13 protein-coding genes are annotated in these 16197 nt (G+C 45.3%); 7 read left to right on the forward strand and 6 right to left on the reverse strand.

What is annotated here, in order from left to right; genetic code table 11:
• Nucleotides 1–171: 171 nt before the first annotated feature.
• Nucleotides 172–1551, reverse strand: coding sequence for a coniferyl aldehyde dehydrogenase (locus B2P60_RS04150; RefSeq protein ID WP_226949480.1), 1380 nt, complete (start codon nt 1549–1551; stop codon nt 172–174).
• Nucleotides 1552–2032: 481 nt separating this feature from the next.
• Here B2P60_RS04150 and lipB point away from each other — a divergent pair, with 481 nt between their 5' ends.
• From lipB to B2P60_RS04165, 3 genes are all read left to right on the forward strand, one after another.
• The gene (gene lipB, locus B2P60_RS04155) at nt 2033–2866 is read left to right on the forward strand and encodes a lipoyl(octanoyl) transferase LipB (protein WP_286739599.1); all 834 of its coding nucleotides are present in this window, start codon (nt 2033–2035) and stop codon (nt 2864–2866) included.
• A gap of 179 nt (nt 2867–3045) precedes the next feature.
• On the forward strand, nt 3046–3576 hold the full coding sequence (locus B2P60_RS04160) for an inorganic diphosphatase (RefSeq protein ID WP_193006087.1): 531 nt from the start codon (nt 3046–3048) through the stop codon (nt 3574–3576).
• A gap of 161 nt (nt 3577–3737) precedes the next feature.
• Nucleotides 3738–4202 carry a hypothetical protein gene (locus tag B2P60_RS04165; protein WP_193006086.1) on the forward strand — a complete coding sequence of 155 codons (465 nt, stop codon included), beginning with the start codon at nt 3738–3740 and terminating at the stop codon, nt 4200–4202.
• Nucleotides 4203–4338: 136 nt separating this feature from the next.
• Here B2P60_RS04165 and B2P60_RS04170 read toward each other — a convergent pair whose 3' ends face one another.
• Entirely contained in the window at nt 4339–5226 is an 888-nt protein-coding gene (locus tag B2P60_RS04170; RefSeq protein ID WP_198334052.1) for an SDR family NAD(P)-dependent oxidoreductase, read from the reverse strand.
• A gap of 225 nt (nt 5227–5451) precedes the next feature.
• Here B2P60_RS04170 and B2P60_RS04175 point away from each other — a divergent pair, with 225 nt between their 5' ends.
• Nucleotides 5452–5838, forward strand: coding sequence for a DUF1622 domain-containing protein (locus B2P60_RS04175; protein WP_286739601.1), 387 nt, complete (start codon nt 5452–5454; stop codon nt 5836–5838).
• A 32-nt stretch (nt 5839–5870) separates the two neighbouring features.
• On the opposite strand, the gene dusB is transcribed toward B2P60_RS04175, so the two are convergent.
• The 3 genes from dusB to B2P60_RS04190 all read right to left on the reverse strand — a co-directional run bounded on the left by dusB (nt 5871) and on the right by B2P60_RS04190 (nt 9834).
• Nucleotides 5871–6902, reverse strand: coding sequence for a tRNA dihydrouridine synthase DusB (gene dusB, locus B2P60_RS04180; RefSeq protein ID WP_286739603.1), 1032 nt, complete (start codon nt 6900–6902; stop codon nt 5871–5873).
• A 133-nt stretch (nt 6903–7035) separates the two neighbouring features.
• A complete protein-coding gene (locus B2P60_RS04185; RefSeq protein ID WP_230709728.1) occupies nt 7036–9081 on the reverse strand; it encodes a BCCT family transporter in 2046 nt (681 codons plus the stop codon).
• 312 nt (nt 9082–9393) lie between these two features.
• Nucleotides 9394–9834 carry an HIT family protein gene (locus B2P60_RS04190; protein ID WP_286739606.1) on the reverse strand — a complete coding sequence of 147 codons (441 nt, stop codon included), beginning with the start codon at nt 9832–9834 and terminating at the stop codon, nt 9394–9396.
• A 215-nt stretch (nt 9835–10049) separates the two neighbouring features.
• Between B2P60_RS04190 and B2P60_RS04195 the strand changes: the two genes are divergently transcribed.
• The 3 genes from B2P60_RS04195 (at nt 10050) to B2P60_RS04205 (ending at nt 14469) form a co-directional block, all read left to right on the forward strand.
• The gene (locus tag B2P60_RS04195; protein ID WP_193006135.1) at nt 10050–10856 is read left to right on the forward strand and encodes a hypothetical protein; all 807 of its coding nucleotides are present in this window, start codon (nt 10050–10052) and stop codon (nt 10854–10856) included.
• Between the two features lie 195 nt (nt 10857–11051).
• Nucleotides 11052–12962: a dihydroxy-acid dehydratase gene (ilvD, locus tag B2P60_RS04200; protein ID WP_286739608.1), complete on the forward strand. Its 1911-nt coding sequence runs from the start codon at nt 11052–11054 to the stop codon at nt 12960–12962.
• A 259-nt stretch (nt 12963–13221) separates the two neighbouring features.
• Entirely contained in the window at nt 13222–14469 is a 1248-nt protein-coding gene (locus tag B2P60_RS04205; protein WP_286739610.1) for a cation:proton antiporter, read from the forward strand.
• Between the two features lie 48 nt (nt 14470–14517).
• Here B2P60_RS04205 and B2P60_RS04210 read toward each other — a convergent pair whose 3' ends face one another.
• On the reverse strand, nt 14518–15930 hold the full coding sequence (locus tag B2P60_RS04210; protein WP_286739611.1) for a serine hydrolase domain-containing protein: 1413 nt from the start codon (nt 15928–15930) through the stop codon (nt 14518–14520).
• Nucleotides 15931–16197 lie beyond the last annotated feature (267 nt).

Raw genomic sequence — 16197 nt, forward strand, 5'->3', positions numbered from 1 at the left:
GTCACCGTGAGCGCTTATCATCCGTTAATATCGATTTCTTGAGTAAAAAAATAGCACCCACTTGCGTAGGTGCTATCTAGGTGCTATCACTAATCAGACCACTAATTCGAGCCAACCATTTTAAGACGGTTATTTTAAATCATGCATTTTAAAAGTTTTACTTTAAAACAATTATTTCAAAAACAGGGCCATGGCTTTTTTAAACAGCCCGCCATAAGGCGGCAGCAACAGATTCATGCCATTTAGCTTGGCTTGTACAAAGACAGGTTTCATGTGGCTTAGACGCTCAAATCCAGCTTTGCCATGGTAAGCACCTGTACCAGAATCTCCGACGCCACCAAACGGCAAATCATGCTGCGCAACATGCATAATCACCTCATTAATACACAGACCACCAGAGACCGTATTGTGACGTATTTTTTCTAACCCACTGTGGTTATCGCCAAAAACGTATAGCGCCAACGGCCGTGGACGTGAGTTTACGAAGTGAATCGCGTCATCAAGCACCTCATAATGCACGAGTGGTAAAATGGGGGCAAAAATCTCCTCTTGCATCACCTCACTATCAGGAGCAGGCTCACTCACTATGACTGGTGGCATCAGGCGCGTTTCAATATGAGACTCGGCAGTGGTCAATGCATGTATTTGATCCGCTGACAGCGCGTCAAGATAGCCTTTGACGCGCTTGAATTGCTCAGCGTTGATAATGCGTGAATAATCTGGGTTATTTTCGATATTAGGATAGTGCTTTGCCATCCACTCTTTTGCCAGCTGGATAAATTGCTCATGATAGTGCCGCTGAATCAATACATAGTCCGGTGCGATACAGGTTTGACCCGCGTTTAATGTTTTACCCATCATCACCCGATTGACCACAGACTCTAAGTTGGCATCATCTAGTACAATTACTGGTGATTTACCACCAAGCTCAAGTGTCACAGGCGTTAAGTTAGGAGCAGCGGCAGCCATGACTTTTTTGCCCACGGCAGTGGAGCCTGTGTAAAGCAGATGGTCAAAGGGTAGCTCGCTAAAGGCCGCAGCAATCTCAACCTCGCCCAGCACCACACAGATCATATCTGGTGAGAAATAACGAGCAATCGTATCGGCAAACGTCTGGGCAAATTGCGGTGCTGCCTCACTCATTTTGATCATGATTCGATTACCCGCCGTAAGCGCATCAATCATCGGTCCGATTGCCAAAAACAGCGGGTAGTTCCAAGGCACCATGATACCGACCACACCGAGCGGCTGTGGCTGAACTTCATTATGAGCTGGCATATACAATGGTGAAATAGAAACACGCTGTGCTTTCATCCACTTTTTGCCGTGTTTTTTGGCATGGCTGATTCCAGTGAAGCTAGGAAACAGCTCGGCAAATTGGGTCTCTGATTCGCTACGGTAACCGAAGTCCTCGCTAATCGCTTTTGCAAAACTGGCTTGGTTATCGCTAAGCATGATCTCTAGGTTGTCCAGCTGGGTCTCACGAGTGCCCCAGTCATTTATTGGCTGCGTACGACTCAATGTTTGTAGGCGGGAAAACTGCGCTTTCATCTCATCGATTGTTGTTACTGTACTAAGCGCGTCAGGCAGACGTTGCGACGCAAGATCAGTAGCGCTTGAGGCTTGCTCATTGATGGCTTGGGTATTATCTGTCATTTTTCTTCCTTGTTATATGCGTTGGTGTGAACAGGCGACGCTGGATAAAAGACGCTAAATTTTTAGTCCAACACTTACTTTAATAGCCTGTCCTGACCACAAAATTCATCAGATTCCGTTCATTATACTTTAATGTAGCGCATCGCCTGTTCAATGAACAGCACATTAAGTTGACTGCCGCGTTTGTATGGGTGAAGGGTCTATTCAAGGTGATGATATGCAGCCTAGTTTGTGCTATTTATAACTTTCTTCGTTATTCGTATTGAGAGATTTGTACAATGGCAAGAGATAGTTTTGTGTGACTGTCTTTAAAACTGCTACACTGCTTACCAGTAATGAAGACCCTTAAACCCAACAAGAATAAGACACAACTCTCATGCAAAATGCCACGCAACCGCTTAATGACACGCTAATCAGCAAATCCCTGTCAGCAGCCGATTATGTTCCTACTCTCGATGCGATGCTCTCGCGCACCCTAGCGCGTATTGATTTAAAAAAACAACAAGGTCTGCGCACCCCTGATGAACTATGGATCGTCGATCATAATGATGTCTATACCCTTGGGCAAGCCGGCAAAGAAGAGCACATATTACAACGTACCAATACGCCTATTATCAAGACCGATCGCGGTGGTCAGGTGACATGGCACGGTCACGGACAATTGGTGGTTTACTGGTTGTTTGATTTAGACAGTCTTAAGTGGAGTGTCCGCAATTTGGTCTCCCACGCTGAGCAAGCCATTGAAGATGTCATTAATGACTGCTTGCGTAGCTCGTCTTTACCCAACACGGACAATATCAGCGCACATGCACGCCGTGATGCACCAGGTGTTTACTTATACGCTGATGCTTCTGCAGCAGATAATGACGCCAATACGGACACTAACAACCTATCCTTTGATAACACAATTATGCTGGGCAAAATGGCTTCCCTAGGTTTTAAGATCAAGCATGGCTTTAGCTATCATGGCATCGCGATTAATTTAAATTGTGACTTATCAGCATTTAATGCCATCAACCCTTGCGGTTATGCTGGTATGCAAATGTTACGGCTATCAGACTTTGTGACCATGCAAAAAGAGCCCGCGGCACAAACAGTGCAGCCAATAAGCGAGTCATTAAGCTATGAGACAATCACCCAAAAGCTCATCGATAATATCGCCAAACGTCATGCTGGACTGATTGAGTTGCGAGCGATAACGCCAAAATAATGTCTTGAGTCTTTTTTTGCATAATATCTTGCACGCTTAGACTTAAGCATTATGAGAAAATTCAACCCAAACTTGTTATAATCGCATTCAGCATAAATCGGACGCAGCAACAGCCTTGCAGCATCCCAAGCTTAACCCCTTATTCAAACACCTAAAACAAAAGAAAATTGGAGTATTTTATGGCAGATTTTAACAAAATTTTAGATGCAGGCGACGTAGACGGCGGCGTTATCAACGTGGTAGTCGAAATCCCAACTGGCAGCAGCCATAAAATCGAATGGAATCGCGAACTGGCCGTATTTGAGCTTGATCGTATTGATCCACAGATTTTTGCTAAGCCTTGTAACTACGGTTTTATCCCGCAAACGCTTGACGAAGATGGTGATGAGCTTGACGCGTTGATTTTAACTGAACAGCCTCTACCCACTGGTATCTTCCTAAAAGCCAAGGTCATTGGTGTGATGAAATTCGTCGATGATGGCGAAGTCGATGACAAAATCGTTGTGGTACCTGCTGACGACCGCGATACAGGCAATGCTTACAACAGCCTAGATGATTTACCAAAGCAGCTTATCAACCAGTTAGAGTTCCATTTCAGCCACTACAAAGACCTGAAAAAAGCGGGCACAACTGTGGTTGAGTCTTGGGGTGACGTGAGTGAGGCCAAAGAAGTGATCAAAGAATCTATCCAACGTTGGAAAGATTTATAATCCACCGAAGGTTGGTACTTGTGCTCATAAAGGTAAGTACCCCTCAAATACCGCAGTCACTATCGTGATTGCGGTATTTTTTTGCTTGAATACGACGGGTTTAAATTGGTTATAATGAGCCATACTACCCATTCTTAAAATACGCCGTATTAAGGACAGACATGTTTAATCCCGACCCTAGCACAAAGGCGGTCAACACCAAGTTGCCAAAAGAGGTCATCATGATGATCGAAAAAAACAACTTAGTGATGGCCATCAAAACATTGGCCACAGACCAAAACATCAGTATGGATGAAGCCAAGAATAGGATCGATGCTTATGAGACGGTATTAAAGGTAAAACAACAACAAAAACTCAATACTATCGCCAGTAAACAAGGTATTCCTAATCAAGCTATCAGTTTTGATAGAGAGCAAGAATCTGACGCCTCCGGCCCACTCATAAAAAACCGTGTCAAGACGACTGAAGGGAGCCAAGGTTTCAAAGGCTTACAGGATGGTGTTGATAGCCAGCTCAATCATTTGGGCTATAAAAAACCCTTTCTACCTTATTGGTTAAAACGACTGCTCGTTATTGCCGTGGTGATGGCAGGGCTGTTCTGGATATTGTGGCAGGTATTTGGCTAAGTGATTCAACGAGAGGTTGGAATAGCACTTAAAAAGTGTCTCTAGTTTATCAAGTAGTGAGAGAGGCAATAACAAAGCAATACCGACATATCTGTTTTTTATTACCCTCTCAGCAAAAATATTGGCTCACTGTATGCTAGTGGTGCTCACCTGGTAGAATTCTGGCAAAGGCGCGCTGCGCAAAGTTTGGTTTACTATCCGTCGTTTGGGCTGCTGTCGAACTTGGAAAAATACGATAGCCAATGGACTGTATACCCACGTTAAACGCTGGCACCAATGAGTAAGTTGCCGACGCAAATTTACCCATATTACTGGCGATACTGTTTGGTTTATGGACGATGGCTTTTGCGACCATCATTGCCGCTTCATCAGGCATCAAGGCTGGCATGTAACGATACAGCTTGGTTGGTGCAATCATCGGCGTACGTACCAATGGCATAAAGATATTGGTCACTTTAATATTATCCCCTTTGACCTCAGCCGCCAAACAACGACTAAAAGCGTCTAGCGCGGATTTTGATGCGACATAGGCCGCAAAACGTGGACTGTTTGCCAATACGCCAATGGAGGAGATATTGACGATTTGACCGGTTTGGCGTCCAATCATCGTTGGGAGAAAACCAAGAATAATTTTGACCGCACCAAAGTAGTTAACCTCCATGGTGCGCTCAAAATCGTGAAACCGATTGACCGACTCATGCACTGAGCGGCGAATTGAGCGCCCAGCGTTATTGACCAATACATCGATGTGCCCAAAATCCTCAAGAATTTTTTGACTGGTTTCTTCAATATCATCCATATCAGTGAGATCACATGGGTAGTAACTGGCCCGACCACCAAGCGCTTCAATGTTTTCTTTGACGGTTTTTAATTTGTCTTCGGTACGTGCCAATAAAATAACATGAGCACCGCATTCACTGAGCAAAAAGGCGGTACGCTCACCGATACCACTTGAGGCACCTGTGATGATAATATGTTTATCTTGCACTGTTTTCGTTATTGTCTTTTTCGAGGGATTCGCCATAAAAAGTCCTTTTTTTTGTTCTATGCCTATGAAGGTTCGGTTATAGCATAGCAAAAAAGCATGCGATGAAGGGGATAAAACAGTGGTCTCAGCCAGTTAATTTGACGATTTTAGACGCTCATGTTTAGACGCTCATAGCTTTACAATAGCGTTTCTAGTGGAATGACGCTTTTTGCCTATTATTGATGTATTGATGTATTGATGTATTGATGAGGAGAATACGTTTTGATACCAACTCTGGCCCACTATATTGACTTAATTGCTAAAATAGTCGAAGTCATTGGCGTGCTTATTATGTTTGTTGGACTGTTTTTTGCTTTTTATCGAGGCATACGTTCATCGTCAGGTTTCAGTCATGACACCTACGTCGAGATAAGACAAACGGTTGGCAAGTCTATCTTACTAGGGTTAGAGGTATTGATTGCTGCTGACATCATGGCCACTGTCGTGACAGAACCAACACTACGCAGCATCCTTGTCTTGGGTTTTATCGTTCTCATTCGCACTTTTTTAAGCTTGTCTCTACAAGTCGAACTAGAAGGCCGCTTCCCGTGGCAAAGCAAGCAATCTGCCACTAAAAAATCAGGTCCCAATTCAGTCGAAAAACATTAGCGTGTTCTGAATGAGTGAGCACTGAGTAATTTTTATTCATGCGCGTGTAAGAAGTCCTCAACCACCCGAAACTGTCCAGCGGTGCTCTCTTCACCATACATCGCTTGGCGAAAAGCATTAGAGTTCGGAATGCCTGTCGTGTACCAAGCGATGTGCTTACGAGCGATCCGGCAGCCAGAGTACTCTCCATAAAAATCATACAGCTCTTGCAGATGCGCCAGTACAATGTCTTTTATCTCACCCACACTAGGAGCAGCATGGCTCTCACCAGTCCGTAAGAAGTGCTCGATATCACGAAATATCCATGGCTGTCCTTGCGCCGCACGTCCAATCATCACCGCATCACATCCTGTCAACTCGTAGACGCGCTGCGCTTTTTGCGCACTATCAATATCACCATTGGCGATCACTGGGATACTGATGCTTTCTTTGACCTCACGTATCAACTCGTAGCGCGCCTCGCCAGTATACATATCCTCACGTGTGCGCCCATGAATGGCAATCGCAGCAATGCCTGCTTGTTCAGCACGGCGCGCCACACGCAAAATGTTTTCTTGGCCATTCTCGAACCCCAAGCGTGTCTTTAACGTCACGGGCACATCCACGGCATTGACAGCGGCATCTAGCAAGCGTGCGACCAAATCTTCATCTTGTAGTAATGCAGACCCTGCCAGCTTACGACAGACTTTTTTGGCCGGACAGCCCATATTGATATCGATAATCTGCGCGCCATTATCAACCTGATAACGGGCAGCTTCGGCCAGCTTGTCTGGCTCCGCTCCTGCGATCTGTGCAGAAATAGGCGCGATCTCGTTATCAAAATTGGCCCGATAGAGAGACTTTTTGCGGGCATAGAGTGCCGTATCGGCAATAATCATTTCGCTGACCGCGTGGCCTGCGCCAAACGACTTACACAATCGACGAAAGGGATTGTCTGTCACACCTGCCATAGGCGCAACCATAAGACGATTTTCTATCGTCAGACCGCCGATATTTAACGGCTGCAATAATGGATGGTCAGATACTGACAAAGAGGAAGATAAGACTGAAGAATCGGTAGGCATAGAAAACGGCTTGCAGTTAATTAAAGTAAGTCAATGAAAACAAGCCGTTATTCTAAGGGTTCGTACACATATTGCAAGCTATTCGCGCGAATAACTTGCATCGACAAGCATTAATTTTTGATCATGGAATGCATCATTTATCAAACACACTACCCTGCTCCAATGTGATGTCTTCATCATGTTCTTGCATACGCCACGGTAAACTATCAGGTGAGACGTTTAAGAAGTGTAGATATTTTTCGAACTGATCAATAATGTCATTAATGACCGACTCTGGCTGATAACCGTATAGATCATAAGTTTGTCCACCACGGCGCAGATAAACCTCTGCACGATGATGATGCTCTTGGGGCAAATCGCTTGCCTTGTCTTCGGTATAATAATCAGGCGCATCGTGCTCAGACAAGCGCACTTCGTACCAGAAATCCACATCATCGCCACGTTGTAGCTCTAATATCGCACGGTTATTAAGCTCATCATAGTTCACCGAAGGCTGCCAACCAGTCTCAGCGAATTTCTCTGACACCTCTATCATTGAGGGCATGACTACCTGTTTAATATAGCTTAAGACCTTGTCACGTGTAGGTTGATCGGTTATATAGTCAATCCGATCACGCCACGCTGAAGATTTGAGCAGGTGCGGCGGCAGTTTGTTGTTATTGCCCAAGCTTTGGTTGCGATGGCCTTCGATACGTAACGCACGCCACATACCAAACATCGCAATCAACATAATAATGGCAAACGGTAAAGCACTAACGATAGCCGCTGTTTGTAAGGCTTCTAAGCCACCAGCCAGCAATAACGCTGAAGCCACTGCACCTTCAGTGACCACCCAAAATGTTCGCTGCCACCAAGGCGTGTCACTACGACCACCGGCTGCTAACGCATCAATGACCAATGACCCTGAATCCGATGACGTCACAAAAAAAGTGATGATCAATAAAACCGTTAATGAAGATACGATCTGGGTAAAAGGCAAATTCTCTAGTAACTTAAACAATGCGATTGCTTGGTTGTTTTGAACTTCACCAATGAGTGAGTTATAGCCATCGACCATAATCATGTTCAGTGCAGTGTCACCAAACACCGCAAACCAAAAGAAAGTAAAGAAGGTTGGCACCAACATCACACCAAGTACAAACTCACGGATGGTACGCCCACGACTGATCTTAGCGATAAACAAACCGACAAATGGGGCCCAAGCAATGGTCCACGCAAAGATAAACAACGTCCAGTTACCAATCCAGTCATTGTGCTCATAGGCTTGTAAACTAAAGGTACGCTCAACGATATTACCTAAATAACTGCCCGTATTTTCCATAAAGGCATTGAGGATGAAGACTGTGGGGCCAACGATAAACACAAATAACATCAGTGCTGTCGCTAACACCATGTTTAAAATAGATAACCGTTTTACGCCTTTGTCCATACCCGCTAATACTGATATCAATGCTGCAGCGGTAATCACCGCAATGGCAATCACTTGAATCCCCGTACTGACTGGGATCATATCTGGCAGTAGATAGTTTAAACCTGCATTAATTTGCGATACTGAGAGACCTAGGCTGGTTGCGATACCAAACATTGTCCCTACAATGGCAAACACATCAACGGCATGACCGATAGGGCCATGGATTTTATCACCGATAAGCGGATAGAGCGTCGAGCGCATGGAGAGAGGAAGACCATGGCGAAAAGAGAAATAGGCCAACGACAACCCTACCACCGCATAAATCGCCCAAATATGAAAACCCCAATGAAAATAAGCAATTTGCATCGCCTCTTTTGCTGCCGCAATAGTCTCTGGTGCCGAGATGGGTGGACTCGCAAAATGCATGACCGGCTCTGCCACGCCAAAGAACAATAAAGCAATCCCGTAACCGGCCGAAAATAGCATGGCAAACCACTCAAGAAACTTATACTCCGCCTCAGCATGATCAGGACCAAGCTTAATTCCACCATAAGGTGAAAATGCTAATACAATAATGAACAATAAAAAAAGCGCCACTGCCAACATATAAAACCACCCAAATGTTTCAGTGGTAAAATTGAGCACGTCGCTAAATAATGCGCCTGCAGCATCTGGATTGATGGCCGTACCAATCACCAACAGCAGCATAATAATGGCCGCTGGGACAAACACTGGCAGCAAAATAGTAGAGCGAGGTAATTTAGTCATAAAAAATGATTCCCTCAAAAAGTGATAATAAAAATAACTGTGCCTTTTTAAACAAAATTATTGTTTATTAAATTTGTTTAAAAAGGCAAAAATGTGGGCAAGTTTAGGTAAGTAGTCATAATATTTATCACAAACTTTCCCAAAACCCTAGATAAGCCTTGTATTTGTAACACTACTTTAACTAACATTACATGACTGTTACCAAAAAATAAAAAAGACAGCCATAGGCTGCCTTTTCTCACACTGAAAATTAAGCAAAATTAAGCGTTAAGAAGTAATCAAAAACGACGCCTTTAGCTCCCGTTAAAGGAACTAAGCAGTAATAGCAGCAGCGAGTTGCTTTGCCATGTCTGCAAGTTTAGCGCTTTCTACTTGGGTCACCGCATGGCGACCTAGCTCATGGATACTTGAGGGTATCAGGTGCACATGATAGTGAAAAACCGTTTGCCCTGCTTGCGCGCCATTTAACTGCATTTGAATGACACCTTCACGCTCAAACACTTGACGCTGCGCCTGCATGACCTTTTTAGAAGTCATCAAAACAGCCGCTGCATAGTCAGGATCAAGATCTGCTAAATCAACGGCTTTTTGTTTGGGTATAACCAGCACATGACCTTCTGCTTGCGGCATGATATCCATAAAAGCAAGGGTTTTATCGTCTTCATAGACTTTATGATAAGGAATATCACCATTTAGCATTTTGGCAAAAATATTGTTGTCATCATAAGTGGTTTGTTGCTCGTTTTGGCTCATTTTTGTTCCTTTGAATGGTTATGAAATGAATAATACATGTATATTGAAACTATCCTCTATAATATACTGGACGAAATGGGGTTTAAGTACAAGCCGGGCAAGCATTGGTACGATAAATTAACAAGTCTAGGCTCACCGCTATCGCTCACTAATTTATTGGCGAGTCAGGCGCTTTAAATGTTATATTAATAGTCTATTTTAATAACGCTATGTCTATGGATTTGCCTACTTTTTCGACCCGCGCGTCAGATAACAACGACACTTACTCAACGCTTAATGATACGGCACCAACGTCAGTGTCCAATACCTCTCCGCCTAGTAATGGTATTGGCTCAGAACACCCTAACGCTACCAGCGAAGAGCATACTCAAACCATTGACCCAAACGCTATCATTTTAGCTGAAGCGTTGACAGACAAAACCATCAGTTGGCAGATACACAACTGTAAAATCATCAAAAAAACCGTAACGCAGGATTTGCCTCTACCTTTTTTATATCATTATGACAGCTTGAGTGATGCCGTGAAACAAACCCATCCGCTGACCCCTGCATTGCTGGCTTCCTTTAACACTCCCATGACACCAAACGATGCGGCACAGCTGATCGGTATTGAGGAAGGGCTGATAAGTAGCCCATGGCATGTAAAAGTGATTGGTTCGTTAGTGGTGTTTAGTGAAGCATTGCAGTTAGCGGTACGGCTACATTGGACGAACACAGGCAAAGAGACACAGCAGGTTTATGTTAAGGAGGCCGCTGATGCGATCGCCGCTGCTTTTAAAGACTGGCAGTTTTTTGGCCGTGTCGATGTCCTCTATAAAAACGACAAACAAACACTAATCAGTATTGACGAACAAGATAGCAGCGCTCAAACACCATCACCTGAGTCGTTATTGACGATAGACGCTAATGGCGAGTATCAATTGCTGTTGGCCACCCATGCGTTGGCCGTCATAACAAAGCTAGAAGCGGACAAAGTCGACTTGCCATGGTTTGATAAGGCGATATTAGAGCGCCTTGATTAGCACCTTACATACATGTCTTTTACTGTGTTAAAAGCCGTGACGATCCACCAATTATTTTTAGTTACTCATATCTAATGGTATGGTAAAGACCTAGTATTATTCACTAGTCCTCGCCCTATATAAAAAGCACACTATCAGTACCACAGCTGAGGACGAACATTTTCACCACCCTCGCCTATTTGTAAGGAATATCACATGGATTATCGCTCAAAAACCTCTACCGGCGGTCGTAATATGGCAGGTGCCCGCGCTCTATGGCGTGCAACGGGCATGACTGATGGCGACTTTGGCAAACCAATTATTGCTATTGCCAACTCATTTACCCAGTTTGTACCGGGTCACGTGCATCTCAAAGATCTTGGACAGATGGTCGCACGTGAGATTGAAAAGGTTGGCGGTGTGGCAAAAGAGTTTAATACTATTGCAGTCGATGACGGTATTGCCATGGGCCACAGCGGCATGTTGTATTCACTACCAAGCCGCGACTTAATTGCGGATTCAGTGGAGTATATGGTCAATGCTCACTGCGCCGATGCCCTAGTGTGTATCTCCAACTGTGACAAGATCACCCCAGGTATGCTAATGGCGGCAATGCGCCTAAATATTCCAGTGGTGTTTGTCTCGGGCGGTCCGATGGAAGCAGGTAAAGTGATTGCCAGTACCGTGGGCCACAGTCATAACAACGATGGCGGCAGCGACGTCCACACCACTGACAGTAAAGGCAATGCCATTCGTAAGCTTGATCTTGTGGATGCGATGATGGATGCCGCTGATGACAGCATCAGTGATGAAGATGTGTTGGCTATTGAAAGCTCAGCCTGCCCAACCTGTGGCTCATGCTCTGGTATGTTTACCGCCAACTCCATGAACTGTTTGACCGAAGCACTGGGTTTATCATTGCCAGGCAATGGCTCACTATTGGCGACTCATGCCATGCGCCGTGAGCTGTTTTTAGAAGCAGGACGGACCATCGTTTCATTGGCCAAACGTCGCTATGAGCAAAATGACGACTCTGTGCTACCACGTTCTATTGCTACCAAAGCGGCTTTTGAAAACGCCATGAGCTTAGACATCGCCATGGGCGGCTCAACCAATACTATCTTGCATTTGCTGGCGGCGGCCAATGAAGCAGAAGTTGGTTTTAAAATGGCTGATATCGACCGTTTGAGTCGCGGTGTGCCTTGCCTGTCTAAAGTTGCTCCCGCCTCGCAGAAGTACCATATGGAAGACGTGCATCGTGCAGGCGGTGTGATGGCTTTACTCGCTGAGCTTGATCGGGCAGATCTACTCACTACCGACTTGCCAACCATTCATAGTGCCACGATGAAAGAAGCCATCGACAAATGGGATATCATGAATCCGGACAATACCGAAGCACGAGCGTTGTATATTGCAGCGCCTGGTGGTGTTCGTACGACTCAAGCATTCTCGCAGTCAAAAGAGTGGTCTAATCTCGATGTCAATCGTGAGTCAGGTTGTATCCGTAGTGCTAAACATGCCTATTCAGAAGATGGCGGTTTGGCAGTGCTTTACGGGAATATCGCCGAGCGCGGCTGCGTGGTCAAAACCGCAGGCGTCGATGAAAGTATCTTAACCTTCACTGGTCGTGCGCGCATCTTTGAATCACAAGATGACGCAGTCGCTGCTGTGTTAGACGACAAGATCGTGGCCGGTGATGTGGTCATCATTCGCTTTGAAGGGCCGAAAGGTGGTCCTGGCATGCAAGAGATGCTTTATCCCACGACTTACCTTAAATCAAAAGGTTTGGGGAAAGAGTGCGCCCTACTCACAGATGGGCGCTTCTCTGGCGGTACGTCAGGGTTATCCATTGGTCACGCCAGCCCTGAAGCGGCTGAAGGCGGTGCGATTGGCTTGGTTGAAGAAGGAGATACCATTCACATCGACATCCCAAATCGTACCATCAATATGCTGGTGAGCGATGCCGATCTGGCCGCTCGCCGAGAAGCAATGGACGCGCGCGGTCGTGATGCATGGAAGCCTGTCAGTCGTGAGCGTCATGTCACGCCTGCCCTACGTGCCTACGCGGCTATGACCACCAGTGCCGATACTGGCGCGGTACGTGACGTCAGTCAGGTTGAACGTTAAGCCTTAGCTTCAATCATAATTTCATAAAATACTTCTATAACATCCTATTAAGCCTGCACTATGCAGGCTTTTTTTCACCAAAAAACAACACAGCTGTCGTTTTGATAACGATTTTTTGCGGTAATAAAATTTTTCTGGCGTCATGATAGGGTTTGTTGATAGCTGCTCTTTTTATCCTTCATACAGATAGTTATTGAATCCATTCATATTCCGTCTCACAGAATAGTCTTTTACCAAAATAGCAGCGTGCATAAAAACTATGATTGAAAACTACAATTTATTCTTATTGATCTGCGGTATCGCTTTTTTGCTCGGGGCGCTATTTCCTATCCTCTTTAAGCGCACCCCTGTCTCCTTGCCCATGCTCCAAGTCACGTTGGGGGCGATAGTGGGCTACTTTTGGATAACACTCGATTTTTTAAATCCCATTGAAAACGGTGTGGTGATTGAAAAACTGACTGAAATTGTGGTGTTGGTCTCATTAGTGGGTGCAGGTATCAAGATTGATACCGAGCTATCTTGGCAGTTATGGCGGCCTACCGCTCGCCTTTTGCTGATTACCATGCCGATTGGTATTTTTGCGATGGCAATATTGGGTTATTACGCGTTTGGCCTAAGTCTAGGTGCCGCCATCTTGTTAGGTGCTGTCCTGGCACCCACTGATCCAGTCTTGGCATCCAGCATCCAAGTCGGGCCTCCCAATACGGGCGGCGAGGACACACCGCGCTTTATTTTAACCTCAGAAGCAGGATTGAACGATGGATTGGCTTTTCCATTTGTTTACTTGGCGATAAAGACAGCAGAAGCCTTTAGTGAAGGCGATCGTCTTACTAGCGAGTTGCTTTGGTCGTGGTTTACCCATGATGTACTATGGAAAATTGGTGCAGGCTTATTGGTGGGGATTTTTGTCGGAAAAATCATGGCTAAGCTGGTATTTTCAAAATACAGCAAAGAGACCACCATCTCCCAAGGTTATGTAGTCATTGCCCTGACATTGGTGGCTTACGGTCTAGCGGAATTTGTCCATAGTTATGGCTTTATCGCAGTATTTGTAGCAGCGTTTGTCTTTCGCCGCTCAGAACATCAACATTCTTACCATCAAAAACTGCATGATTTCGCTGAACAATCAGAAGGATTATTGATGTCATTGGTTCTGGTCACGTTCGGCATGTTCCTTGGGCAAGGTTTACAGTCTGGGGTCGAGCTAACTTGGCGAGTCTATATCGTCAGCTTTACGTTTTTGTTATTGATACGCCCTCTTGGCGGTTTTATAGCGCTAACAGGGTTGAAACTCCCGCGTACCGAAAAATATGCGATCTCAGCCTTAGGTATTCGCGGGATTGGTACACTGTACTATTTGTCTTACGCACTCAATCAAGGTTTTTTTGGTGAGGAAGACGCGCTCAAATTATGGGTGGTCTGCTCCATTGTCATTTTGGCCTCAATTTTTATTCATGGTCTTAGCGCCCCAAGGCTGCTTAAAATGACGCCAAATAAAAATGATTAATAATAGGCTTGCTGTACATTCGCTTGAATGATGTATCAAACCATTTTTTTAGCTTTTTGCCAGCGCCTCATCTACCAAATCAAGTACGGCTTCTGTTAGGGCAAACTGACGGACATCATTTAGCATGGTGGCATCAAAGTTATGGATAAAGGCAAATGACAGTTGCCGCGCAGGGTCACACCAAGCCACCGAGCCGTTATAACCCATATGTCCAAACCCTTGCTTGCGCGTATCTCCTACCTCGTTATCGGTTTTTTGACACAGACTAAATAACCGATGATAGCCCAAGCGCCACTGCATGGGGGCTGGCATGACTGCATCTAAACCTGTAACTTGCGGTGTGGATAGCTGCTCAAAAGTTGCTTTATCAATAAGCACTCGCCCCTGCCACGTACCGCCATTGGCTAACATCGCATAGATGACGGCCAACGCCTGAGCGGAAGCGACACCATTGGCCGCGGGAATAATGGCCTGTAGTGTCTCACGACTGTGATAATCAATAGGCTGTTTACCAGCAGGTATGAGCGCCGCCTTATAATTTTTTAGGTTAAGCTGGCTGGTGTTGAAGTACAAGCGATTAATACCAGCCGTGTCTAATACAGGCAGATTATTTTTCTCATTATTAGATGAGCCTTCTACTTTTTTAGCATCGACACTACGCTGCTGCCAACAAGCCGCATTGGGTAAATTTGCATAAGTATGTAAGGTACGTTGCGAATCGACTTTCAAGGTAGGTTTATGGCGCTTGTTACGCAGCTGCGATCCGTCCTCATCTGACACCCCAAAGTCTTTGACCAGTGTGGCTACTTGCGCCACTTTTTTATTGGGTACGCCAAAATAACAACTGTCTGCAATGCCCAAAGGCTCAGTCAGATAGTGCTTCAATGCCTCAGCTAACGACAACTCAGTGACCGCTTCTATCACGCCGCCTAACACCCAACCATAGACCAACGCACTATAAGCACTGTCATATAATGTCGCGTTGTCAGGAGCTGCTATCGGCATCGCAGCAACTTTACTGAGCATCAAACGCCAATCAAGTAACGCGTCACTGTCCACATCGATACTCTGAATTGAAAATAAATTGGCCTGATGCGACATAACGCGACGCAAGGTGACTTTCTCTTTGCCACGCGCCGCAAAGGCTGGCCAATAGCTAGCGATAGTAGCATCATAGTCGAGCATTTTCTTTGATACCAACACATGAACCAGTGTGGCTAACACGCCTTTGCCGGTGGAAAAATTAATCGCCAAGGTGTCAGGTTGCCATTCCATGTCTGGGCGCGCCATGCCCACACTCACCTGAGCAATACACTTATTTGCCTGATAGACAACCACCGCGCCACCTGCCGGCGCATCATCAAGCTGTAATTCTGTGAATAATTGCTGTAAACGGTGTTGTAAGTTGATAGTCATCTGTTTATTAGTTTCCTGATGGTTTTCTTTATTGTTATCAGTCATGGCAGGCTGCATCATTTTTATCAAACAACCCATTTATCAAATAAATAAGTGTCATACGTACCGCCCCTTAGCATTGAATGTTAAACACTTGTATGATCCATACCCTTGACATACTCCCACCACTTTCGCCAAGCTCAAGTGGGGGATTCTAAAAGCGTTAGCCTTTAGGCGACTTTCTCACGACCGTCGCAAGTTTTCTGTTTCATCGGGCGACCTTTACTGCATCCTCCCTCCGCAGACAACACGGCATGTCCTGCCGATAAAATA

Source organism: Psychrobacter sp. UBA3068 (assembly GCF_002366815.1).
Taxonomy (GTDB): domain Bacteria; phylum Pseudomonadota; class Gammaproteobacteria; order Pseudomonadales; family Moraxellaceae; genus Psychrobacter; species Psychrobacter namhaensis.

Bases quoted from the DNA above. Each gene is read 5' to 3' on its own strand.
- B2P60_RS04170 (WP_198334052.1), bottom strand. From the start codon at position 5,226: ATGGCGAATCCCTCGAAAAAGACAATAACGAAAACAGTGCAAGATAAA.
- lipB (WP_286739599.1), top strand. From the start codon at position 2,033: ATGCAAAATGCCACGCAACCGCTTAATGACACGCTAATCAGCAAATCC.
- B2P60_RS04165 (WP_193006086.1), top strand. From the start codon at position 3,738: ATGTTTAATCCCGACCCTAGCACAAAGGCGGTCAACACCAAGTTGCCA.
- B2P60_RS04150 (WP_226949480.1), bottom strand. From the start codon at position 1,551: ATGAAAGCGCAGTTTTCCCGCCTACAAACATTGAGTCGTACGCAGCCA.
- B2P60_RS04210 (WP_286739611.1), bottom strand. From the start codon at position 15,930: ATGACTGATAACAATAAAGAAAACCATCAGGAAACTAATAAACAGATG.
- B2P60_RS04195 (WP_193006135.1), top strand. From the start codon at position 10,050: ATGGATTTGCCTACTTTTTCGACCCGCGCGTCAGATAACAACGACACT.
- ilvD (WP_286739608.1), top strand. From the start codon at position 11,052: ATGGATTATCGCTCAAAAACCTCTACCGGCGGTCGTAATATGGCAGGT.
- dusB (WP_286739603.1), bottom strand. From the start codon at position 6,902: ATGCCTACCGATTCTTCAGTCTTATCTTCCTCTTTGTCAGTATCTGAC.
- B2P60_RS04160 (WP_193006087.1), top strand. From the start codon at position 3,046: ATGGCAGATTTTAACAAAATTTTAGATGCAGGCGACGTAGACGGCGGC.
- B2P60_RS04190 (WP_286739606.1), bottom strand. From the start codon at position 9,834: ATGAGCCAAAACGAGCAACAAACCACTTATGATGACAACAATATTTTT.
- B2P60_RS04205 (WP_286739610.1), top strand. From the start codon at position 13,222: ATGATTGAAAACTACAATTTATTCTTATTGATCTGCGGTATCGCTTTT.
- B2P60_RS04185 (WP_230709728.1), bottom strand. From the start codon at position 9,081: ATGACTAAATTACCTCGCTCTACTATTTTGCTGCCAGTGTTTGTCCCA.